The following is a 21,916-nucleotide window of genomic DNA, read 5'->3' as shown; positions in this document are numbered from 1 at the left end:
CGTCGGGAGCGTTTTTGAACAACGCAACGCGTTGGCCCGGCAACGGGCGCACCTCAGAGATGAGGTGCGTAATCGCCCGCGCTGAGCGAGCCAGGGATGGCGGGTTTTGCGTCTTTGCGGAGGGCGTATGTTTCCTGAGCCAGCCCTGTACCCAGGCAAGGTCCGGTTTACAGCAGCCACTCAATCGGCAGTCGCCACACCAGCCTTACCTGAAGACGTTGCCACCACGAGCAACCCGGTTCGTGTTTATGCACAATCTGCTGCGGCTCATCCGGATACTCCAGCCAGTTAACCCTTCCCCACTTATCCAGCCGCAGCGTCCATGCCCGATCGCGCATCGAGTGGCTGAAACGCTGATGCGTCTCTGCGGCCAGCGCCGCACTCTCAATGACCAGCCCCATCTCGGTATTCAACACGGCTGAACGCGGATCGAAGTTAAACGAACCGATAAACAGCGTCTGTTGATCTACCGAAAAGGTTTTGGCATGCAGGCTGGAGCCCGAGTTACCGGTTAATCCCCGGTCGTGCGGGGCATCAGGCACGCCCGCCTGTGGTTTAAGTTCATAGAGCGCGATGCCGTGACGCAGCAGTTTTTTGCGCCACTTAGCATAGCCGGCATGGACAATTGAGACATCGTTGGCCGCCAGCGAGTTGGTCAGAATGGCAATTTTTACCCCTTTGCGCTTCAGCGCCAGCAACTGAGCGACGCCAGCGCGTGTCGGCACAAAATAGGCAGAGATGATGTCGAACTGCTCCTGCGGCGTACCAATCACCTCCAGCATCCGCTGCGGCAGCAGGCTTCTGGCGCGTGCTTTACCCAGTCCTTTACGCGGATCATCACTGAGCAGTCGCGCTTTCGCCCAGGTCAGGGCCAGCGTGCCCTCTTCCAGCTCCTGTAGCAGTGACGAATTTTCCAGCCGCTGAAGGTAACGCTGTACCGGTTCACTGTGACGCCATTCTGCAGGCAGGCTCACACTGTCCTCTTCAGATTCCTCTTCATCCAGCACCTGCTGCAGCTTTGATACCGGCTTACTGCGCCAGTAACGCTCAAAATCCTCTGCGACTTCTTTCACCACCGGTCCTATCGCCATCACGTCCAGATCGGCAAACAACGGTTCATTGCCGGTGCCGAAATATTCGTCGCCGATATTACGCCCGCCGACCACAGTCGTGACACCGTCCACGGTAAAGCTCTTGTTGTGCATGCGGCGATTCAGACGGGCAAAGTCAGTGAGATATCCCAGTGCGCGCAGGGTACGAAACGAGAAGGGATTAAACAGCCGCACTTCAATGTTGGGATGGCGATTAAGCTGGGCGAGCGTATCGTCCAGGCCCGGCGTATTGTTGTCATCCAGCAGCAGCCGCACTTTCACGCCACGACGGGCCGCCTCCAGCACCGCGCTGAACAGCAACCGTCCCGACAGATCGTTTTGCCAGATGTAGTACTGAATATCGAGTGAACGCTCTGCTTTTTGTATCAGCAGATAGCGGGCAGCAAAGGCATCCAGCCCGTCGCTTAGCTGATGAACACCGCTCAGCCCGGGATGACGCAGACACTCTGGCTCCAGTTGGGTTTTCAGCCAGCTGGACCGTTCCAGTGACGGGGAGAGCTCAAACGCTTCGGTCATGACAATTCCCTGTAAAATGCAGTTATTTTTATTATTCCCCGGCCCGACCTCAGGCGCCATACCACTGTTCCGATTGAGTGAACGGTCACGGGCGTTTTTAGTCTAGACTTAACCGGACGATCTGTGACCGGCATTAGCCCGGCAGGAGAGGAATATGTCTCATCAACCCCTTACAGATACCCGCCAGCGCTACCATCCCAGCCTGTTTCGCAGCTTTTTCCAGGGCAGTTTTCCCTGCTCTACCGCCTGCCGTACCCCGGGCAAACGGCTGGATATGGTCTTCAGCAGCGGCCACGATATGCTGCTGGAAAAAGATTATGCCGCGCTGGCTGATCAGCACCTGCTTACCGCCCGCGACGGTGCCCGCTGGCATCTGATTGAAAAGATCCCCGGCCAGTATGACTGGCAAAGTTTTCTGCCGATGATAGAAGCTTCACAGCGTCAGCAGATGGAGATCATCTGGGAGCTGGCGCACTTTGGTTATCCCGATCATCTTAATATCTGGAAAGCCGAATTCGTTGAGCATTTTAGTCGTTTCGCCCGTGCGATGGCACAACTGATGCGCGATCAGGGCATCGAACGCCCCTTCTTTACGCCGGTAAATCAAATTTCATTCTGGTCATGGGCTGGAGCCGATGTGGCCTGGTTCAATCCCCATGCCGCTAATCGCGGTAAAGAACTGAAGCGACAGCTGGTCCGTGCCTCGCTGGCAGCGATTCACGCCATTCGCGAAGTCTATCCGGAAGCACGTTTTGTGCTGACCGATCCGCTGGTACAGATTGCCCATCATCCCGATAATCCAGACAGCAAACCTTACGCGGATGCGCAGCATCAGGCGCAGTTCGAGGCCTGGGATATGCTGGCCGGTCGCGTTGATAAAGAGTTAGGCGGCAGTGAAGATTGCCTGGATATTCTGGGCCTGAACTACTATCCCGATAACCACTGGTTTTTCCCCGACCAGCCGATGTCACTGGAGGATCCGGCACGAACTCCACTGCACATTTTGCTGGCGCAGTGCTGGCAACGCTACCAGCGCCCGATGTTAATTGCCGAAACCGGCGCAGAGGGTGACGCGCGCGCCCCCTGGCTGCAGGAGATCAGTGAAAACGTGGCGGTAGCGCTGGATCACGGCATTGCAGTGGAGGGCATTTCGCTCTATCCGGTGGTGGAGTATCCCGCCTGGGCTGACGACCGGCGTTCACCCGGTCCGCTGCTGGGATTAGCTGATCCTAATGGCAACCGCAAGCTGCATGAAGCGCTGGCGCTGGTTCTGCGCAGTCAGCAGATTAAGTTCACCACTCGTAACGCATAATCAGGCATGCTGAGAAGGATGGTTCTTCGGGTAACAGGAGCGAACATCAAGAGAGGGATCGGCAGGATGACGAACGTCGGTCAGCCAGACCATGGTAAACAGGAAAGTGACCCCGATCAGGCAGGCCGCCAGCAAACCGATAATTGCGATTAATTTGTCATCTCCGGAGTCCATCGCCTTCTCCTTATGCCATCCGACGAATCCCTGGGCGTGTCAGCTCATCCAGAGCGTAACTATCAGGACAAAGATTATAAGCGTTACCGAGGTCACCGCAAGCACCACTATCGCAAAGTGCGCATCGTCAAGTGACTGGCGAATTGGCTCATCGTGATCGTCGGGTGGCAAGGGCAAAGACATAACTATCCTGTGGAAAATAGGGCCGCAGGGCGTAATGCGGTGAGTGACAGTGTAAATGAAAGGTTGTTTATCGTCCGGTTTTTTCGTTCGGAAAATAAACTGGCCCGTGTCAGTACCGCACGGACCGGATATCAGACGCCGCGCCAGCGTCTGAAGATCAGAGATGTGTTAATGCCACCAAAGGCAAAATTGTTGCTCTGGATATAGTCGGTTTCAATCTCTCGCGGCTCACCCATGATGTAATCCAGCTGACCGCCATCAGCGGCCGGTTGCGTCAGGTTAAGCGTGGGCGCAAACCACCCTTCCCGCATCATCTCAATGCTCATCCAGGCTTCCAGCGCCCCGCAGGCACCCAGCGTATGGCCAAAATAGGATTTCAGAGAGGAGATTGGCGTTGACTCGCCAAACACCGCTGCCGTCGCCAGACTTTCTGCCATATCACCCCGCTCAGTGGCCGTGCCGTGCGCATTCACATAACCGACTTCTGATGCGGTAATACCGGCGCTCTGCAATGCCCGCTCAATGCAGATCTGCATGGTTTCCCGCTGCGGCTGCGTGATATGGGCGGCATCGCAGTTGGTGTGGAAGCCCGTGATTTCAGCATAAATTGTGGCACCACGCGCCAGGGCATGATCCAGCGACTCCAGGATCAACGTGCCGGCCCCTTCGCCTATCACCAGGCCATCGCGTTGCTGATCAAAAGGCGCTGGCGTGGTGTGTGGCGCGTCATTGCGCTGGCTGGTTGCAAAGAGGGTATCGAACACCGCCGCTTCCGACGGACAGAGCTCCTCCGCACCACCCGCCACCATCACCGTCTGATATCCATGACGAATCGCCTCCCAGGCATAGCCAATAGCCTGGCTGCCTGACGTACAGGCGCTGGAGGTCGGGATCACCCGGCCGCGCAGGCCGAAAAAGAGCCCGGCATTCACGGCGGTGGTATGCGGCATCATCTGCACGTACGTCGTGCCGGTAATATTGTTGGTGTGCTTTTCGGTCAGCATGGTGGCGAACTCGCTGACCGGCCCGGTGCTGCCGGTAGAGGAGCCGTAGGCGATGCCCGTCTCTCCGCAGGTCAGCACCGGATGGTCAATCAGCCCTGCCTGGGTCAGCGCCAGTTCGGTGGCACGCGTTGCCAGCAGCGAAACGCGGCCCATGGCGCGGATACGCTTGCGGGTATAATGCGCAGGCAGTTCAAAGTTATCCACGGGCGCGCCGAGCAGGGTATGCAGTCCGTCATAGATCTGCCACTCCGGCATAAAGCGTACCGCGTTGCGCCCGGCACGAATACGCGCCGAAACCTCAGCCCAGGATTCACCAAAGGCCGTTACGCCGCCCATACCGGTTACGACTACCCGCTGGATCACAGCATGCCTCCATTAATTGAAATCACCTGACGCGTTACGTAACCGGCGATATCGGACATCAGATAGCTCGCCAGTCCGGCGACTTCGTCGGCCGTGCCCATGCGCTTCATCGGCACGATCTTCATCGCTTCTTCAATCACCTGAGGCTCGAGCCCCTCCATGCCGGTATCAATCAGACCGGGCGCGATGCAGTTAACGGTGATTTTGCGTTTAGCCAGTTCAATCGCCAGTGCTTTTGTGGCCCCGATAATGCCCGCTTTCGCCGCGCTGTAGTTGACCTGACCGCGATTACCCATTATTCCGGAAACCGATGAGAGGGTAATAATACGGCCACCGCGGCGCAGGCCGATCATCGGCATCACGCAGGGCTGGATAACGTTGTAAAAACTGTCGAGATTGGTGTGGATCACGTTGTCCCACTCCTCATCCGTCAGGGCGGGAAACGCTGCATCACGGGTGATACCAGCATTGCTCACCACGCCATAGTAGGCCCCGTGTTGCGCTATATCCGCTTCCAGCGCGGCACGGGTGGCTGCCCGGTCAGCCACATCAAATCCCAGCACACGACCACTGCCGCCTGCAGATTCGATCTGCTGCAGGCACTGCTCAGCCCCCGCGCGGTCACGGTTAAAATGAACGATAACCTGATAGCCATCCTGGGCGAGACGCAGCGCAATCGCGCGGCCAATGCCTTTACTGGCGCCCGTGACTAATACCGACCTTGTCATGGCAGATTTCCTTGTGACATTAATTGCTTTAACTCTGTTTCATTGGGTTGCCAGGTGTTGAGACGACCGCTGGCAAGCCGTTGCCGGCCGTAACAAATATCGCCCTCAAAGCTGCCCATACGGTCATCGCGCATCAGCAACGTCATTCTGATATCCAGCGTGACGTTCGCGGGAAAGTACGGTTGATCTGCCCGCCAGCCGCGTCCACCCAGCAGCATGCCGGGCGGGACAAGGGTTGCGCCACCCTGCTTTGCATGCCAGCCCGACCAGACGCCTACGGTTTGAGCCATCATCTCGACGCCAAACCAGGCAGGCAGTTCGCCCTGTGGCGTCAGAAACGGCGCCAGTACGCCATCGGCACAGGTCGATACCTGACAGTGAACGTGCTCTTCATCAACGGCAATCAGCTGATCAAGCAGTAGCATCGGTGCAGCATGCGGCAGCCAGAGTGCCGCGGGAGAATTAATGTCCATCAAGGCGTCCCAGAATCAGGCAGGTGTTGTTGCCACCAAAGGCGAATGAATTAGAAGCGATGACCGGCCGTTGCAGCGCCTGTGGCTGTAACAGCAATCCGCAATCCGGCAGCGTCTCATCCTGCGCCGCCGCGCTAAAATCCTGCGCAGGCAGCGGCAGATTGTTCTGCAGGATCAACGCGCTGAGCGCAGCTTCGCACACGCCCGCCGCGCCGAGCGTATGGCCGGTCAGATGTTTGGTTGAGCTGCATGGCACCGCATTGCCAAACAGACGATGAATCACGGCGGCTTCCATCTGATCGTTCAGCGGCGTGGCTGTGCCATGCAGATTGATATACCCCACTTGCTGCGGCAACAGATTCGCCTGTTGCAGCGCCATTCGCATCGCCCGTTCAGCGCCTTCGCCCTGCGGATGAGGCGCAGACATGTGCCAGGCGTCGGAAGATTCACCCGCACCCAACAGCGCCAGCGGCTGCGGTTCCCGCGTCAGCAGCATCAGCGCGGCTCCTTCGCCAATCGAGATGCCGTCACGCTCGCGGCTGAACGGCGCGCAGCGACGCTCAGAGAGCGATTCCAGACTGTCGAAGCCGTTGATCGGCATCCGACTCAGCGAGTCTGCACCGCCCACCAGCGCGATATCCGCCAGCCCTGCCGCGATCAGCCGCTCACCACTGATAATGGCGCGGGCGCTGGAAGAGCAGGCGGTAGAAATGGTATAGGCCGGGCCATCGAGCTGCAGGTAGTGCGCCAGAAAACGTGACGGATCGCCAAGCTCCTGCATCTGGTAGTGATAATCGGGCTGGCCGCCGCAAATCTGCTGATCCCCCTCATCCACCCCCGAGGTGCTGGTCCCTAGTACAATTGCCACTCTGCTGGCGCCATAGCGTGCAATCGCCGCGTCAAGCGTCGGACGGATTTGTATCAGCGCGGCCAGCAGCAGCTGGTTGTTGCGGGTGTTATGCGCGCTAAGGACAGCAGGAATCGCTGGCAGCTCACCTTCAACTCTGCCAAGCCAACAGGCGCGATCACCGCTCAGCCAGCCATGACGCAACTGCATACCGGGTGCCTCACCTTTTTTCAGGCTGGCCGCGATCTGCTGGCTGTCATTTCCCAGGGCATTCAGCATGCCGATAGCAGAGATATAAATCATGAGGCGTCCAGATGTTGAATGCGGATCTGATAGCCAAAGGCATGCTGCCGAATGCTGATCGGCTGGCGCTGATTACCCCGTTGCAGATAATCAATTTCGGTCACCAGCTGGTTATCGGCATCGATTAGCTGGCGCTTTAATCCCTTATCCTGCAGCTTCCAGCCTGGCGGCAGCTGTTTTTGCCAGGCATCCAGTGGCCAGTAGCTGAGCATGATGTCTGCCAGAACCTGACTCGCGGGCGGCATCTGCGGCAGCGGCATCAACTGCTGGGTATGAATACCGCTGGCATCATAGCGCAGACTGAAGAGTCGAATACCCACTGAAGAGAGCCCCGCCAGATCAATTTGCTGTTCATCAGCACTGAGCAGCACCAGCAGTGACTGACTCTGGCCTTTAACCTGGCCGGTCAGCAACTGCTGCTGTTGAAAGGCGGGACGGATGCCTGGCGGCGGCAGCGTCACCTTCACGCCCGGTTTCAGCCAGGCGGTGGGACGTCTGCTGTCGGGTGCCGGTCCGGCACAGGCGCTGAGCAGCAGAGCCGTCAGCAGAATACAGGCGGCGCGGATCATCGTTTACTCCTTGATCGGGTGGGTCGCATCGCCAGCGGTGACAGCAGGAAAGCGCTGAAGATGCCGCTGCATAATACGGTGCCAAAACTGGCAATCGCGCTGGTGCTGCTGAATACCAGCATGCCCAGCGTCAGTAAGGTGGTGATCATCGCCAGCGATACCGCCAGCAACGAAGTCATTGGTGTACCCTGTGGGTTGCTGAAAAAGAGCGTGTAGTTAATGCCGATCCCCAGCACCAGAATCAGCGCCAGCAGCGCAAACAGGTTCAGCGATGCGCCGATCCAGCCCAGCGTTGCCAGCGCCATCGCCAGCGACAGCACCGACGGCAGCGCGCTGCGTAAGCCCGCCTTTAATCCCAGCCGCAGTACAAAACTCAGGGTGATCAGCAGCAGCGCCAGTGCCAGTAATCCGCCGAGCAGGGTGCGCCAGAAGCTGAACAGCGCATCGTAACTCGCCTTGCGATCGATCCAGCTGACGCCAGGATGCTGCTTAGCCAGCTCTGCGAGTGCGGCGCTGTTTTTTACGCCGCTGGTGGGGATCAGAACACCGCTCTGCCCGTCCGGCAGCGTCAGCCACAGCAGACGCCAGCCCTCACTCAGCGGACCCGACAGCCAGGCATCGGGTGTTACCGGCATTGGCGTCAGATCCGGCGCGGCAAGGGCAATTCCCGCCTGCTGCAGGCGGGCCGTAATCGTCGGAACGGCCTGTTTCAGCAGCTGCAGATCCTGCTGTTGCTGCGCCAGCGACTTCAGCGGCAGCAGACGATAATGTTGCAGCCAGCCCTGCTGCTGTGCCTGATGGAGATCCGGTGCCAGTTTTTCCAGCCGCTGCAGCGTCTGCTGAGCATCATCGCCCCAGACCACAAACCAGGTCTGATCGGCACGCTGGCCGGTCAGAGTAGCGAGCTGGCGATCCTGTTCAAGCAGCTGTGCGGGGGCACTTTGCAGATGCGCGATGTCATCATCTACCTTTAACTGAGCGATTCCGGTCAGGGCGAAGATGGCCATCAATACAGGTAATCCGACACGCAACCCGCGCTGGCGACGCCAGGCGGCAAGCCAGCGCGCCAGCGGCACCATCAGCGGCACCGGACGCACCGGTAATCCACGTACCAGCCACGGCGTGATCAGAATTACCGTCAGACAGGATGCGGTTAATCCGCTGGCGGCAAACACCGCCAGCTGACGCAGTCCGGGAAAGGGCGCGAGCAGCATCAGCAGCCAGGCAATCGCGGTGGTCGCAAGCGCCAGTAGCAGCGTACCGCGGACTTTGCGCAGGCTCTGCCACGGTGACTGCTGTTCGCCGTGAACCATACGCTCAGTGAGATAATAGAGCGTGTAATCCGCCGAGATGCCGACAATACTCAGACTCATCACCAGCGTCATCAGATGCAGCTCACCGAAGCAAAGCAGCGTCACCACTGTGCCTGCCATCGCGCCTACCGCCACAGACGTCACCGTCAGCAGCAATGGACGCAGTGATCGGAAGACCAGCAGCACCAGCAGGACGACGCCACCCAGCGTTACACTCCCCAGGGTTTTAACATCGTGCTGCGCACGCTGGCTGGCGTTGTCGCTGAACAGGACAGTACCCCGCGTCAGCAGTTTCGCCTGCGGCCAGCGGCTTTTAAGCTGCTGCTCCAGCGCGCTAAGCCGGGTCACCAGCGCATGGCTCTGCTGCATACTGAAAGCATTGTTCGCCAGTTCGCCATGCAGAAAATACCACTGCTTACCCTGCTCGTCTTTTACGGTCAGCCAGCCATCATGCAGCGTCATACGTCCGGCATTCTGAGCCAGCGCCAGCTGTGAACTGCGCACCAGCATCAAAGGATCGCCCTGCAACTCTCTGCTGCTGACGCCCGAGAAGGCTGAAAAAAGCTGCGCCAGCAGCCAGTCTGCCTGCGCCTCACCCCCGTTCTGCAAGCGGCTGCGTGTCGACTCATCAAGCAGACCATTGCGGTGTTGCCAGGCGAAACGGCCCCACTGCTGCTGCTGCTGTGCATCAAGATCGCCCTGCACAAGCTTCAGGTCAGGCAGCGCACGCAACTGCGCCAGCCACCAGGCAGCGACCTGCGGATCGTCCTGCTCACCGGGTGAAACCAGCCACACCATCTGGCGATCCAGCCGCTGCATAAAAGCCTGCTGTAGCGCAGGCGGTGCTGCGCCCAGATTCTGTTGCGGCAGCAAAGCCAGCACGCTGCTGTTGAGCTGGCTGCGCGGCAACAGAAAAGCGAGCGCCGCCGCCAGCAGCAGACAGATGGCCAGCCACAGGATCGCCAGCAGCCGATCGTTACGGCCCGGCAAAACGTGCCTGCTCCTCGTCGCTTAACTGCGGCGGTTCAATGCGGGTGTTACTGAGCTGAATCTCGGTTTTATCGCCCTGCTTATCATCCAGGTTGATGCTGTCCAGGAAGGTATTACCCGCCAGCGAGATACGGTTGAAGATTTTGTTGAGCGGCGCAGCTTTGGGCGTCAGGTCCAGCGTCCAGGCGCCGTTGCCACGATCGCTGAAGGCCACGCTGAAATTTTCGTTAAGGACCTTCTGGTCAGCCTGGAACAGCGCCCGCAGCAAATGATTGAACTGGAACATCTGCGGATTGCTGTCAGCGGTGATCACCTGGGGCTTCTGGCCGTTAAGGCTTTGCACCATGCGCTTATCATCCAGCAGCAGTGTCATCACAAACGGCGTCTGCTGATGCCACCATAACCCCTGCTCACGGGCGATCAGCATTTGACCGTGCGACACCAGCGGCTGACGCATACCTGAAATGGTGCGCGTCTGGGTAAAGTCGGCCCGGATCACTGGCTGGCTGGCAAAACGCTGCTGCAGCTGATCCAGTGTGACTGCGCTGGCCGCACTGGCCCACAATAGCAGGCCGGTAAGCACTATTTTCAGCATCCTTTTACTCCTAAACGTTCCAGTAAAATATCGGGCGAAACAAAGCACAGCGCCTGACTCTCCTGCTCAACCGCAACCTGCAGCGTATGCGCTTTAGTGGTGATCTGATCGGCCGCGTTTCGCACCTCATAGTCGATGCGCAGGCGGTTCTCATATTCTGTAATCCGGGCACTGACGCGAATCGTCTCTTCACAGCGCAGGGGATGGCGATATTTAACCCGGGTATCGACCACCGGCCAGACGTAGCCACTGGCAGCCATCTCGGCATAACTGTAATTGATGCTGCGCAGCAGGGCTTCGCGTGCCACTTCGAAGAAGCGGAAATAGTTACCGTGCCAGACCACACCCATGGGATCACAGTCGTGGAATGAAACGGTCAACACGACTTCAGCATGATGTTCAGTCATGGTCAGACTCCTTGTGGTGCGCCTGGTGATCAGGCAACGTCCAGAAATCGAAAAAGTTGAACCAGTCCAGCGGGGCCAGCAGCGCATAATGCGCCAGCCGTTGCGCATAGCGATCGACCGCCTGTTGCAGCGCCTGCTGACGTTGTGCACGGGGCAGCAGCAGCGGATCGGCAAACGGCTCACAGTGGATAAGCAGTTTACCCTGTTGCCGCAGGGCAAACATGAGCAGCACCGGACAGCGTAACGCAGCCGCCAGCACAAACGGCCCCTGTGGAAACGGTGCTGCCCGACCCAGAAAATCGCTCCAGATGACCCGACGCTCGCCACCGCGTTGCGGATTGACCGCCGTACGATCCCCGACAATCGCCACCCATTCGCCCGCATCCAGCTTCTGTTGCAGCAGGATTGCTGTCTCCGGCCCGATATCACTGACCGGCATCAGATTGACCCCCGCCTGCGGGGCGATAGTTTCCAGTACCGCCCGAAAGCGCCGGGCATTGTCGGTAAACACCAGTGCATTAATCACCAGTCCGCTGACCTGCTGCGCCATCGCGCGACAGGCTTCAATGTCGCCAAGATGGGAGGCCAGGATCAGCTTGCCCTGGGGTGTGGGTGCGCGGATTATCGCTTCTGCGCCCGGCGCGAAATCGATATCCCGTCCCCAATGCAAATCCCCGCGCCAGCTGGCGACTTTATCCAGCATCGCTCCGGCGAAGCGCAGAAAATGGCGGTAGCTGTTAAGCCGCGGCGGTAATGCAACCTGCCGCTGCTGTGCGGCGACGGTGACCTGCGCCAGCCATTGCCGTGAAGCGCTTCGCGCGCGCTGACCGCTCAGCCAGTAGACCGCGACGACCGGCCAGAGCAGCAGCGTAAAGGGCAGCCGCCCGCCATAGCGATACACCGCCAGCATAAAACGTAATCCCCACTGTCCGCGCCGCTCCGTTTCCACAGACCAGTGTGCTGGCGCGTTACGCATCGCCAGCAGACGCGGGATCCGCGGCAGCATGCCGAAGAACAGACGGGTATGCATCCAGGAGATGCGCAGATTGTCGTAGAGCGCATCGAAGTGCGACAGCCCGCTGGCGGGATAGGTGACGCGGGTCGGGATAAAGCGACTGCGTATGCCCTGCCAGTAGAGCCGCACCATGATCTCAGTATCGAAATCCATGCGCTGACCGATGGCACGGCGATCGCACAGCGCCAGCGTGGGGGCCAGCGGATAGACACGAAAGCCGCACATGCTGTCGCGGATCGACAGCGACAGCGTTTCAATCCAGACCCAGAAGTGTGTGATATAGCGACCGTAAAGACGTGATTTAGGGATCGAATCGTCATAAATCGGCTGTCCGGAGATCAGCGCGTCGGGATAGCGCTCAGCTTCCGCCAGCATCAGCGGCAGATCTTCTGCCTGATGCTGACCGTCCGCATCAAGCTGCACGGCATGGGTGAATCCGCGTGCCGCCGCAGCGCGCAGACCATGAATCACCGCCGCACCTTTACCCTGATTGCTGTCGAGTCGCAGCACAGTGAGCTCTGCGGCGTACAGCGTCGCCAGCTGAAGCTGAGTCGCCGTGTCGCTGCCATCATCCACGACGATAACCGGCAGATTAAACGGTGCCAGCCGGGCCAGTACCGATGCCATCATCGCACCATGGTTGTAACACGGGATCACTACGCAAGGCGTAAACGGCAGGGTTAGCACAGCGTGATCTTCCCGATGCTGGCGCTCGGCTCGCCGTCGTGACTGAGCAGGCTGTAACGGAAACTCAGGCGCGACTTTTCAGCATCCCAGTCAAGACGCAGTTGCAGAAGTGAGTCAGGCAGCACCGGCTGCTGAAATTTGATGTTTTCAATGGCGGCAAACTGCTTACCCGGCGCGAGCAGTGACACGCCGTAGTGCATCACCCAGTCCAGTTGAGCCACGCCAGGCAGAATAGGCAGCGTCTGAAAGTGGCCCTGGAACCAGAACAGTCCGGCTTCAACCTGCAGAATCAGCGTGGCGCTGTCAGCCTGCAACTCCCGGCTTCGTTCAATCGGCAACATGAAAAAGTTCCTCTATTTGCGGCCAGGCGCGTTTACTTTGGGGGGTAACCGGAATGGTGGCAACAATCCGCCAGTAGCGCGGCATCGCCAGCGGTTCCAGCCAGCACTGCAGCTGGCGTTTCCATTGCTGTCTGTGCTGGTGCAGAGCCGCTTCATCCAGCGTGGTGGTGAGCGACAGCACGACGCCAATTGCCTGACGATCATGACGCGTGACCACCAGCGCCACGGCATCGTCAATTTCCGGCAGATCGGTCAGTCGGCGCTCTATCTCACTTAATGAGATGCGCTTGTCTCCAATTTTCACGATGCGATCGTGACGTCCTGCCAGCTGAAATCCGCCATCGGGCTGCATATTCAGGCGGTCGTCCAGCGCAAGGCCGTTATCACCCGCAATCAGCGGCGACCAGACCTGCCAGCGTTCGGGCGTCACCTGCTCAAGCCTGACGCCAGAAAAACTTCGCCACGGGGCATCGGCCCGATCGCACTGACGCCAGGCCAGAATGCCGGTTTCGGTGCTACCGTAGATTTCACTGACCGGGCAGCCAAAGCGCTGCCAGACCTGTTCTGCATCCGGCCCGCGCAGGGTGCCACCGGCAGAGACAATCAGTTCACAGCCGGGCGCGTCGAGCGTACTGTCCAGCCGCGATAAAAAAGCCGGGCTGCTGATAAAAGCATAGCGACAGTCGCGCGGGAGCTGGGCCAGCTGCTCGCCGTAGAACAGCGGCTGAGCGGAAAACGGCAGCCTGAGCGTCATTGGCAGGAAAAGTCGGAACGATAAACCGTAAAGATGCTGATGGCTGACCGAGGCAATCACCCTGCAGCCTTGCAGCTGTTCGCCCCACAGAGCGCTGAGCCAGCGGCTCTCCTGCTCCATCACCGTCAGTGACTTCACCACCTGACGCGGTGCGCCGGTGGACCCCGAGGTAAAGAGTATCAGCGCTGAGCTCGCAGGCAGTGGTGGCAGCTGGCCCTGGGCTTCTGCCTCATCCCACGTCAGCAGCGGCAGGCTGACCGCCAGCGGCATGTCGCACAGCACCCCATCAAGCTGCTCCTGCATCTCATTCAGTAGCGCGGCGCGGCTATGACCCGGCATCACCGGCGTTTTACTGGCATACCAGCAGGCCAGCAGCGCCACACAGAAACGATAACTGTCGTCAAAACAGAGCCCCCAGTGCGTGCCCGGCTGTGCCGCTAAGCGCAGGCTAAGTGCCTGCACCTGACGACGCATCGCGCCGAGCATCAAGGGTTGATCGCCTCGCCAGGCGACTTCACGATCGGCGCCTGTCAGCCACTCGGCCACGCTCATGCTTTTCGCCTCACACGCTGACGAACCAGCCACTCAGCGCCCATCAGCACGCCGATCAACAGGTAGCTGATGCCACCGTTCCACAGCGTCCAGAGCCGCAGATCGCCCTGCAGACAGGTATAGAACGCCATGCTGCCATTGCCGATAAAAAACAGGCACCAGATCTGCGTGACGCGACGGGTGTAAGGCACTGCGGCGGCAGGAAGTTCTGGCTCACGCAGCCGGGCAATACGCTCCACCAGCGGCATCGCGCTCCAGAGTGAAGCACCGAACACCAGCAGCATCGCCAGATTGACCGCCACCGGATACCACAGCAACAGATGCTGAGCGCGTAACAGCTGGCTGCTGATACAGAGCAGCGCGCCGAGCAGCGCCAGCCAGCCCATGACCGCGCCCAGCGCGTTCTGCTGACGACGCAGTTGCAGCCAGCGCAGGCCAAACAGCAGCGCCAGCAGCCAGAAGAGTCCCTGCCAGCGCGGCTGGGTCAGTGCCAGCCAGACCAGCAAGGGCCAGGCCAGCAGCGTAAGCAGATTGAGCAGGCGAAGCGTAGCAGCAGGCACGACGGATCAGGCGTCTTCGCGCATCAGTTGTTCCACCGCATCCACGACATCCTGCACAGTTCGGACCGCGCGGAAGGTTTCCGGTTTGATTTTACGGCCGGTACGTTTTTGCAGGTGCACGACCATATCGACAGCATCAATGCTGTCGAGCTCGAGATCTTCATACAGACGCGCCTCGGGGTGGATATCCTCGGGCGCAATTTCAAACAGGCTGGTGAGCAGCGAAGTCACTTCCTGATAAATCTCTTCTTTGTTCATCATAAGATTGTCTCCGCTTTCAGCCGCGCTGTTGGTTGACGAACGCGGCCAGCGTCGCGACAGAGAAGAAGTGGGCACGCAGGGTTTCACTTTCCGCAGAGAGCGTCACGCCGTAGCGATTTTTCACTGCCAGGCCAAGTTCCAGTGCATCAATTGAGTCCAGCCCCAGCCCGTCGCCAAACAGGGCAGCGTCAGTCTCAATATCATCGGGGCTGAGATCTTCAAGGTTCAGCGTGTCGATAATCATCTGTTTGATATCGTTAATTAATGAATCCATACCGGTTTTCGTCTTACCTGTTCTGGGGGACCAGCGCCTGCTCTAAGTGGCGGGTCAGGCGACGCGCGGCCAGTGGCTGCGCATCGGGATTGCTTTCACAAAACGACTGACTGTCGATTCGTGACTTTACTCGCACGGTAAACAGCGGTTTAACCGGCGGAATCTGATACCAGCGGCTCTGTTTATCAAGCATACGCTGGCTGCAGGTGATGTGAACCACGCGCAGATCGCATCCGGCGCGCACCGCAATATTGGCGGCTCCGCGCTGCAGAGTCAGCGGCTGACCGTAACGGGTACGGGTGCCTTCCGGAAAAATCAGGATATTGTCGCCGCGCGCCAGTCTCTGCTGACTGTCCGGCAGCAGCGTCTCCGCTTCACTGTTGATCAGATAATCGGCGGCGCGAATCACCCCACGTATAAAGGGATTTTTTTGCAGATCGGCCTTTACCAGACAATCCATCTCTGGCAGTACCGACGCGATCATCACGTAGTCGATCAGTGACGGATGATTAGCGACAATCAGGCATCCGCGATCCTGTTGCAACAGCTCTGCGCCTTCAATGCGGTAGTCGTAAACGCCGGTCATCCGGCAGAAACGCAGAAAGCAGCGGAAGCTAAAGGCGATAGCGCGTCGGGCCAGCAGCCGGCGGCGCAGAGAATCGCGCTGGATCAGGAGTAGCAGGTTGAAGCCAATCAGTGACATCAGCAGTCCGCCCAGCCCAAACAGCGTAAAATTGACGGCCGTCATCACCAGTCGCCAGCAGTAGTTAAGGCGGCTGCCTGAGTGCTGAGCGGGTTGTGAGCAATCAGCCATGACTTCTCTCCCAGTGCCATGTCAGGCGTTCGCCTGCCAGGCTGAAGGTGGGCGAAGCCGCCAGCCATTGCTGCAGAAAACGCAGGCTCTGCGGTAACAGCGTTTCTGCCCTCTTCTCTTCGCCTTTACAGCCAGTGCAATACAGTTGTTCGCCCGCACGCAGCAGCAGTGCCACCGCATAAGGAAAATTCACGCGCTGATCCGCCAGCCACGGCAGATAATAGTCCGGCACGATGCCGTCGAAGTCGACCAGCAGCACCTGCTGATAACCCGCCTGATGCAGAGCGCTGACTTCAATCAATCCCTGCTGAAAAGAGTCCATGCCTGCCGCAATGGAGGTCGAGACCAGCGGCGCTTTTGCCGCAATGGTCAGGCTGCCAACCGCCGAATTGTGAACTGACATGGCAAAGTCTGTAGGTGACATTGACTGTTGATCTGCAAGGGTATTAAGAATACGCAGATTACGCTCCAGTTCACCGTGACGGCTGGTAAACACGATAGCGTCTGCCTTCTGCCGTGCCAGAAGCGCCAGCCCACACTCTACCGCCGCACGGCTGCCGCCGCTCAGACGACGCGACGTCATCATCGGTAAGTATTGCGGCTTTGCCATCGCCGCTAAGGGGTCGATGGCCCTGCTCTGTTGCGCCCAGTCCTGCCAGGCTTCTGGCGCGCTTAAACCCGGAGCCAGTGCCTGCCAGTCGACCAGTGAGTAAACGAGTTTCATCTCAACACTCTTTTCATCATACGTGTGGAGTCGGCGTTCATTGGATCGTCACTCCTGCCTTCTGCAAAAAAAGTGCGTACCGGAAAACCTGCCGAACCCTAATCAGGTTCTCACGGTAGAGGTTTACTCAAGGATTCATCAATAGCAGCTCATCTGATTTGTCGGCCGGCTGCCGCAGAACTTTATGCTTAGCGAGTCTGTCGACCCATTATTGCAACAGCACGCCGATCACCGGGCGGCCAGGGCCGACAGCCGCAACTGAATATCCTGATCGAGATTGGCCATCCAGTCGTTGTCGTTATTGAGGATCACACCCTGTCCCGCTCTCAGGTTTTCACTGCCGACAGACTCAATGCGGTAATTCTGTCTGGTGTAAGTAATGCGGATGGTCGCCACAACATCACGCTGGGCCAGACGACCATTGATTACACCAGGCGAAACGGGTGTCATCAGCTGTTTCCGGCCAATACCCGCCTCAATGATCGCCAGTTTCATCTGATTATCACTGTCATGCTGAGTGAGGGCCTGATTCACGTTATGAATCGGCGGCGTGCATGCGCAGCCGGTTAATCATGCAGCGACCACAGCCAGCGCAAAAAGTGTTTTTTTGATCATAACGAGTCCCTTCTTTGATCTTTTCTATCAGTGAGTTAAACGTAAAAATCATCCAACACCAGCTTAACATTACGTGCATTTTTCCGGCTGGCTGGTTCAAAACCCGCGCATGATACCATCGAATGTAAAGACAGGTAAGCAGAAGTATGTATAGGTTTTGGGTGGTTATTTGAGGGATTAACGCGAGGTAAAATGCGCAGTCGCGGCGTCTGCGCAGAGGCCGATCCCGGCCGCAGAAACTCTTACTGCGGCTGGATCGGCCCGGACAGTCATTGTGTGGAGGCGGGTGCCCAGCCACCGCCCAGTGCGCGATAGAGATCGATCTGCGCCAGCAACAGATTATTTTTAACGGCCACCCGATTCAGCTGAGTTGAAAACAGGGTTCGCTGCGCATCCAGTTCATCCAGATAGGAAGCGTAGCCATTTTGATAGCGGTTGCGGGCAATGCGCAGCGCCTCGGTTACGTAAGTTTCCTGCTTTTGCAGTTCCTGAAGCTGTGCCTCACGCTGTCGGATAGCGTCCAGGGCATCATTGACTTCCGAGAAGGCGTTGCGCACCACTTTTTCATAGCCGTACAGCGCCTGATTGCGCGTTGCCATTGAGACATCAACCTGTGCCGTCAGCGCTTCACGGTTCAGCAACGGTGCCAGAATGCTGCCGCCCACGCTCCAGAGCCGGAATGGATTGTCTGCGAGCTGGTGCAGCACCGAACTCTGCAGGGTGCCGGTGGCAGTGAGGTTCAGCCCTGGCAGCAGCTTAGCGCGCGATGAGGCAAGGCTGGCATCTGCGGCCAGTAACTGACGCTGCGCCTGCACAATATCCGGGCGGCGATTAAGCAGTTCGGACGGCAGCAGCGACGGCATCTGCTGCGGTAGAATCTGGTCAAACTGCTGACGACGGGCAATGCTACGCGGGTTCATGCCCACCAGGATGCTCAGCGCATTCTCCTGCTGCGCGATCTGATGCTGCAGCTGCGGTATCTGTGCTTTCGCCGACTGATATTCAGAAGCGGCCTGCATCCACTCCAGCCTTGAGGTGTAGCCGCTCTCAAACTGACGCTGGGCTAGCTTCAGTGAATTGTTGCGGGTCGCCAGCGTCGCCTCGGTGACCCGCAGCTGTTCATCCAGCGCGCACAGGTTGAGATAACCCGATGCCACTGAGCTGGCAATGGTCAGCTCTGCAGCAGACGCGGCGGCCTGCTGCGCCGCTAAGCTTGCCTGCGACGCCGAGACGCTATTGCTACGCGCCCCCCAGAGATCAACCTCGTAATTTGCCTGTAACAACCCCTGAAAAACATCGGTTTCATAGGGCTGGCCCGTCACTGACGAGAGCGTTCGCTCACGGGTCGCCGCTACGCCGGCGCTGAGGGTCGGAAATTCATCACCCTGCGTGGCGCGCAGCTGGGCGCGATACTGATCAACCCGGGAACGCGCGGTGAGAATATCAGGATTGTTGCGCAGCGCCTGTGTGACCAGCCGGTTGAGATACGCATCATGAAACGCGCGCCACCACTCCGCTTCCGGCGCAGCAGCAGGCCCGACACTGTTGCGCCAGGCGGCGGGGATCGGCAGAGAGGACGGTGCCTTTTCAACCTGCGTTGCGCAGCCGGTCAGCGCCAGCATCAGCGCACTTACCAGTAAGCCGCGACGCATCATTGTGCGCCCTCATCGGCGGCCTGGGCTGCGGTATCGATATCGACTTCAACCGACATGCCCGGGCGCAGCTGCTGCATATCCTGCTCGTTGATACGGATCCGAACCGGAATACGCTGCGCAATTTTAACGAAGTTACCCGTGGCATTGTCAGGTGAAATAGCGCTGAACTCTGAGCCGGCTGCCGGCGAGATAAATTCCACCTGCCCGTTAAAGCGTTTGCCATCCAGTGCATCGACCCGAATCGTCACCGGCAGGCCAGGCCGGATATGGGCCAGTTGAGTCTCTTTCAGGTTCGCGATGATCCATTTGTGATTGGGCACTACCGAGGTCAGGCGCGTACCGGCCGTGACATAGGCGCCGGTTCGCACTGACAGCTGACCGAGCTGGCCATCATCAGGCGCGGTAATCCGGGTATTCGCCAGATCGATCTCCGCCAGCTCCAGCGCGGCGCGGGCGCTCTCGACATCCCCCTCCAGCGCGTCGCGATTAACGATAACGGTTTGCAGGTTCTGCTGCGCGACGGCGATCTGCGCGGCAGCCTGGCGGACCTGGGCCTGGGCCTGAGCGTTTGCTGCGCGGGCGGCGTCGCGCTCACGTACCGACAGCGATCCATCCGCCGCAAGATTCTCAACGCGTTTGAGATCAAAGCCGCTTTTAAGTGCCTGCGCTTTCGCGTTTTCCAGCGCCGCTTTATTGCTCTGGATGGTCGCTTCTGCGCTGCGCCGCTGCTGCAGATTGTTTTTCAGAGCCGCCTGCTTCATCGCCAGTTGCGCCTGCGCCTGATGCACCCGCTGACGATAGATTCGATCATCAATCGTCATCAGCAACTGCCCTTTCTTCACCGGCTGCAGATCGATGACCTTTACCGAGGTGAGATAGCCATTCACCTGCGGACTGATAAAGGTCACCTGACCGCGCACATAGGCATTCTCGGTGCTTTGTATTGCGCTGGTAAAAGGCCAAAGCTGCCAGGCATACAGGATAACCAGTACGCCAATCACTACAATACCGCTGCCAGCGGCTATCGAAAGAATACGTCGACGGTTTGCACGTTCGCGTTCTGCCGCCTGAAGCTCATCCTGCTGACTCATTGTTTCTCCGTTGATTCCTGTAACGCAGCCAGCTGTTGCTGCTCACGCAGATTAAATTGTGCCTGACGCCAGTCAAGATAACGACGCCGGGTTAAACGCCAGATGACCCACATCAGAGTCACCAGAGCCAGCGCAGCGGTTAACAGATAGGTATCGTTGTAGGCGAGCACATTAGCCTGTAGCGTGGCGACCGTCTGTAACTGGGTGGTGCTCTGCGCACCGCGCAGAACGTCGTCACCCACCAGTGAATTAAATAGCGCGTTGTACTGGCTTAGCCGTTCGGTAACGTTAGGATCGAGCAGTGAGAGTTGATCGCCCAGCAGGCTGGAGTGATATTTTTCCCGCCAGACCTGGAAAGTGCCAAGGATCGCTGAGCCGATCAGTCCACCCAGGTTCTGACTCATGCCAAACAGCACCACAAAGCTCACCAAGTTTTTTGGCTGGGTCACCACGCTACCAATGCCCATCAGCATCGCCGGTGCCATGAAAAAGGCGCTGCTGAAGCCCAGCAAAAACTGGCTGAGATACATTTCGGGGCCACGGGTCAGCGGACTGGATTGCGCATCCATCAGCGAGGCGATAATCATCACCACCAGCGAGGCGACAATCGGCCAGTTGAGATGATTGGGTTTGATGGTGAGTGCGCTGGCGGCGATGCCCACGATAACCCCGGCCATGATCGCCAGTGCCAGACCGCGCATTTGATCGTTCTGCAAACCCATCTGCTGCAAAAAGCCGATCGCGCCGGTGTTCTGTTCCGCCAGTACGATACGGATCATGACCATGACAATGCCAAGCCGCACCATCATGCCGCTGCTCAGCCAGCGGGTGTTAATCAGGGGGTTACGCCGGTTATGCTCAATAACAATCGCCGCGACAATCAGCGTCAGGGCAATTGCAGTACAGATTCCCAACCACGGCGTGGTGAACCACCATTCAATGCGACCCAGCGTCAGCACGCCGCACAGCAGCGCCATGCCAGGCGCCAGCAGAACGAAGGTCAGGAAATCCATCTTTTCAAAGGTTTTAATGCGATCGCCTGGTGGCAGTTTCACCAGCAGCACCCCACCCAGCGCGATCAGTGCCAGACCGAGTTCAAACAGATAAAGGCCACGCCACTCGTTGAGCTGCAGTAATTCTGACGAAAATAAGCGGGCCAGCGGAATAGCCAGCTGAGAGACCGTCAGGCCAATCACCAGCGCTTTCAGGCGATGTTTTGCGGGCCAGGCCTGAACCTGATAGTAGATGCCCAGTGAGCTGAGCGCCGCCGCCACCATGCCATGGGCGGTGCGCACAATGATCGCCGAGCTCAGGTCGTTAGCGAATAAGTGAAAGAATGCGACCAGTACATAAAGCACCAGAAAGGCTTCAGTAAAGACACGCAGGCCAAACTGCTGTCGGAATTTTACCAGCAGCAGATTTATAGAGATGTTGCCCATCACGTAGACCGCAGGTAACCACGCAATCTCATTCGACCAGGCTCCAAAGGTGCCCTGCAGATTAACCAGGTTCGCGGTGACCAGTGCGTTGCTTAACGCGCCGGTCAGCGAAATCAGTAAGCCGATCAGGCCAAATGCCAGACGCTTTGGCATGGGATGCAGCGGCGTCGAGGGCGAACCCGGCAACATCGGTTTTTCGTGCGGTAACCACTCGCGTGCTGCGTAGGGATTTCGCTTTGCCACTG

General features: G+C 58.5%; 24 protein-coding genes. 1 reads left to right on the top strand and 23 read right to left on the bottom strand.

The annotated features are described in order from the left end of the window. Window positions 1-167: 167 nt before the first annotated feature. The gene (locus AC6I77_RS06775; RefSeq protein ID WP_033743161.1) at window positions 168-1,628 is read right to left on the bottom strand and encodes a phospholipase D family protein; all 1,461 of its coding nucleotides are present in this window, start codon (window positions 1,626-1,628) and stop codon (window positions 168-170) included. A 154-nt stretch (window positions 1,629-1,782) separates the two neighbouring features. On the opposite strand from AC6I77_RS06775, the gene AC6I77_RS06770 reads away from it, so the two are divergent. Next, complete coding sequence (locus tag AC6I77_RS06770; RefSeq protein WP_008925912.1) at window positions 1,783-2,940, top strand: glycoside hydrolase family 1 protein; 1,158 nt, start codon at window positions 1,783-1,785, stop codon at window positions 2,938-2,940. On the opposite strand, the gene AC6I77_RS06765 is transcribed toward AC6I77_RS06770, so the two are convergent. The 22 genes from AC6I77_RS06765 to AC6I77_RS06660 form a co-directional block, all read right to left on the bottom strand. Further along, complete coding sequence (locus AC6I77_RS06765; protein WP_003849936.1) at window positions 2,941-3,114, bottom strand: hypothetical protein; 174 nt, start codon at window positions 3,112-3,114, stop codon at window positions 2,941-2,943. It lies immediately after the preceding gene. Window positions 3,115-3,153: 39 nt separating this feature from the next. Beyond that, entirely contained in the window at window positions 3,154-3,297 is a 144-nt protein-coding gene (locus AC6I77_RS06760; RefSeq protein ID WP_003849938.1) for a hypothetical protein, read from the bottom strand. Window positions 3,298-3,428: 131 nt separating this feature from the next. After that, window positions 3,429-4,664, bottom strand: coding sequence for a beta-ketoacyl-ACP synthase (locus tag AC6I77_RS06755; protein ID WP_008925911.1), 1,236 nt, complete (start codon window positions 4,662-4,664; stop codon window positions 3,429-3,431). After that, window positions 4,661-5,392: a 3-ketoacyl-ACP reductase FabG2 gene (locus AC6I77_RS06750; RefSeq protein ID WP_008925910.1), complete on the bottom strand. Its 732-nt coding sequence runs from the start codon at window positions 5,390-5,392 to the stop codon at window positions 4,661-4,663. The genes AC6I77_RS06755 and AC6I77_RS06750 overlap by 4 nt, the downstream gene beginning before the upstream one ends. Next, window positions 5,389-5,865, bottom strand: coding sequence for a hotdog family protein (locus tag AC6I77_RS06745; protein WP_008925909.1), 477 nt, complete (start codon window positions 5,863-5,865; stop codon window positions 5,389-5,391). Before AC6I77_RS06745 ends, AC6I77_RS06750 begins: the two co-directional genes overlap by 4 nt. After that, a complete protein-coding gene (locus AC6I77_RS06740) occupies window positions 5,855-7,015 on the bottom strand; it encodes a beta-ketoacyl-[acyl-carrier-protein] synthase family protein (RefSeq protein WP_497816780.1) in 1,161 nt (386 codons plus the stop codon). The genes AC6I77_RS06745 and AC6I77_RS06740 overlap by 11 nt, the downstream gene beginning before the upstream one ends. Then, a complete protein-coding gene (locus tag AC6I77_RS06735; protein WP_497816779.1) occupies window positions 7,012-7,584 on the bottom strand; it encodes a DUF3261 domain-containing protein in 573 nt (190 codons plus the stop codon). The genes AC6I77_RS06740 and AC6I77_RS06735 overlap by 4 nt, the downstream gene beginning before the upstream one ends. After that, window positions 7,581-9,887 (bottom strand): MMPL family transporter, encoded by a 2,307-nt coding sequence (locus AC6I77_RS06730; RefSeq protein ID WP_497816778.1) that lies wholly within the window; start codon window positions 9,885-9,887, stop codon window positions 7,581-7,583. Before AC6I77_RS06730 ends, AC6I77_RS06735 begins: the two co-directional genes overlap by 4 nt. Beyond that, window positions 9,874-10,482: a LolA family protein gene (locus AC6I77_RS06725; RefSeq protein WP_003849945.1), complete on the bottom strand. Its 609-nt coding sequence runs from the start codon at window positions 10,480-10,482 to the stop codon at window positions 9,874-9,876. Before AC6I77_RS06725 ends, AC6I77_RS06730 begins: the two co-directional genes overlap by 14 nt. Further along, window positions 10,476-10,889, bottom strand: coding sequence for an acyl-CoA thioesterase (locus AC6I77_RS06720; protein ID WP_003849946.1), 414 nt, complete (start codon window positions 10,887-10,889; stop codon window positions 10,476-10,478). The genes AC6I77_RS06725 and AC6I77_RS06720 overlap by 7 nt, the downstream gene beginning before the upstream one ends. Beyond that, the gene (locus tag AC6I77_RS06715; RefSeq protein WP_008925905.1) at window positions 10,882-12,591 is read right to left on the bottom strand and encodes a glycosyltransferase family 2 protein; all 1,710 of its coding nucleotides are present in this window, start codon (window positions 12,589-12,591) and stop codon (window positions 10,882-10,884) included. Before AC6I77_RS06715 ends, AC6I77_RS06720 begins: the two co-directional genes overlap by 8 nt. Beyond that, window positions 12,585-12,932 carry an ApeI family dehydratase gene (locus AC6I77_RS06710; RefSeq protein WP_003849948.1) on the bottom strand — a complete coding sequence of 116 codons (348 nt, stop codon included), beginning with the start codon at window positions 12,930-12,932 and terminating at the stop codon, window positions 12,585-12,587. The genes AC6I77_RS06715 and AC6I77_RS06710 overlap by 7 nt, the downstream gene beginning before the upstream one ends. Further along, on the bottom strand, window positions 12,919-14,238 hold the full coding sequence (locus tag AC6I77_RS06705; RefSeq protein WP_008925904.1) for an AMP-binding protein: 1,320 nt from the start codon (window positions 14,236-14,238) through the stop codon (window positions 12,919-12,921). The genes AC6I77_RS06710 and AC6I77_RS06705 overlap by 14 nt, the downstream gene beginning before the upstream one ends. Next, complete coding sequence (locus tag AC6I77_RS06700) at window positions 14,235-14,798, bottom strand: COG4648 family protein (protein WP_003849950.1); 564 nt, start codon at window positions 14,796-14,798, stop codon at window positions 14,235-14,237. Before AC6I77_RS06700 ends, AC6I77_RS06705 begins: the two co-directional genes overlap by 4 nt. A gap of 6 nt (window positions 14,799-14,804) precedes the next feature. After that, a complete protein-coding gene (locus AC6I77_RS06695) occupies window positions 14,805-15,059 on the bottom strand; it encodes an acyl carrier protein (RefSeq protein WP_003849951.1) in 255 nt (84 codons plus the stop codon). Between the two features lie 16 nt (window positions 15,060-15,075). Next, window positions 15,076-15,333: a phosphopantetheine-binding protein gene (locus AC6I77_RS06690; RefSeq protein ID WP_003849953.1), complete on the bottom strand. Its 258-nt coding sequence runs from the start codon at window positions 15,331-15,333 to the stop codon at window positions 15,076-15,078. A gap of 13 nt (window positions 15,334-15,346) precedes the next feature. Then, window positions 15,347-16,147, bottom strand: a complete 801-nt coding sequence (locus tag AC6I77_RS06685) for a lysophospholipid acyltransferase family protein (RefSeq protein WP_497816777.1) — start codon at window positions 16,145-16,147, stop codon at window positions 15,347-15,349. Continuing rightward, the gene (locus AC6I77_RS06680) at window positions 16,140-16,871 is read right to left on the bottom strand and encodes a beta-ketoacyl synthase chain length factor (RefSeq protein ID WP_008925903.1); all 732 of its coding nucleotides are present in this window, start codon (window positions 16,869-16,871) and stop codon (window positions 16,140-16,142) included. Before AC6I77_RS06680 ends, AC6I77_RS06685 begins: the two co-directional genes overlap by 8 nt. A gap of 228 nt (window positions 16,872-17,099) precedes the next feature. Continuing rightward, the gene (locus AC6I77_RS06675) at window positions 17,100-17,405 is read right to left on the bottom strand and encodes a hypothetical protein (protein ID WP_223296444.1); all 306 of its coding nucleotides are present in this window, start codon (window positions 17,403-17,405) and stop codon (window positions 17,100-17,102) included. Between the two features lie 350 nt (window positions 17,406-17,755). Continuing rightward, entirely contained in the window at window positions 17,756-19,138 is a 1,383-nt protein-coding gene (locus AC6I77_RS06670) for an efflux transporter outer membrane subunit (protein ID WP_033743179.1), read from the bottom strand. Further along, on the bottom strand, window positions 19,138-20,232 hold the full coding sequence (locus AC6I77_RS06665; protein ID WP_003849960.1) for an HlyD family secretion protein: 1,095 nt from the start codon (window positions 20,230-20,232) through the stop codon (window positions 19,138-19,140). Before AC6I77_RS06665 ends, AC6I77_RS06670 begins: the two co-directional genes overlap by 1 nt. Further along, the gene (locus AC6I77_RS06660; protein ID WP_008925900.1) at window positions 20,229-21,914 is read right to left on the bottom strand and encodes an MFS transporter; all 1,686 of its coding nucleotides are present in this window, start codon (window positions 21,912-21,914) and stop codon (window positions 20,229-20,231) included. Before AC6I77_RS06660 ends, AC6I77_RS06665 begins: the two co-directional genes overlap by 4 nt. Window positions 21,915-21,916: the final 2 nt, after the last annotated feature.

It is taken from the genome of Pantoea sp. X-Soil-ISGK-259, assembly GCF_059730705.1.
This window is presented reverse-complemented; position numbering and strand designations above follow the sequence as displayed.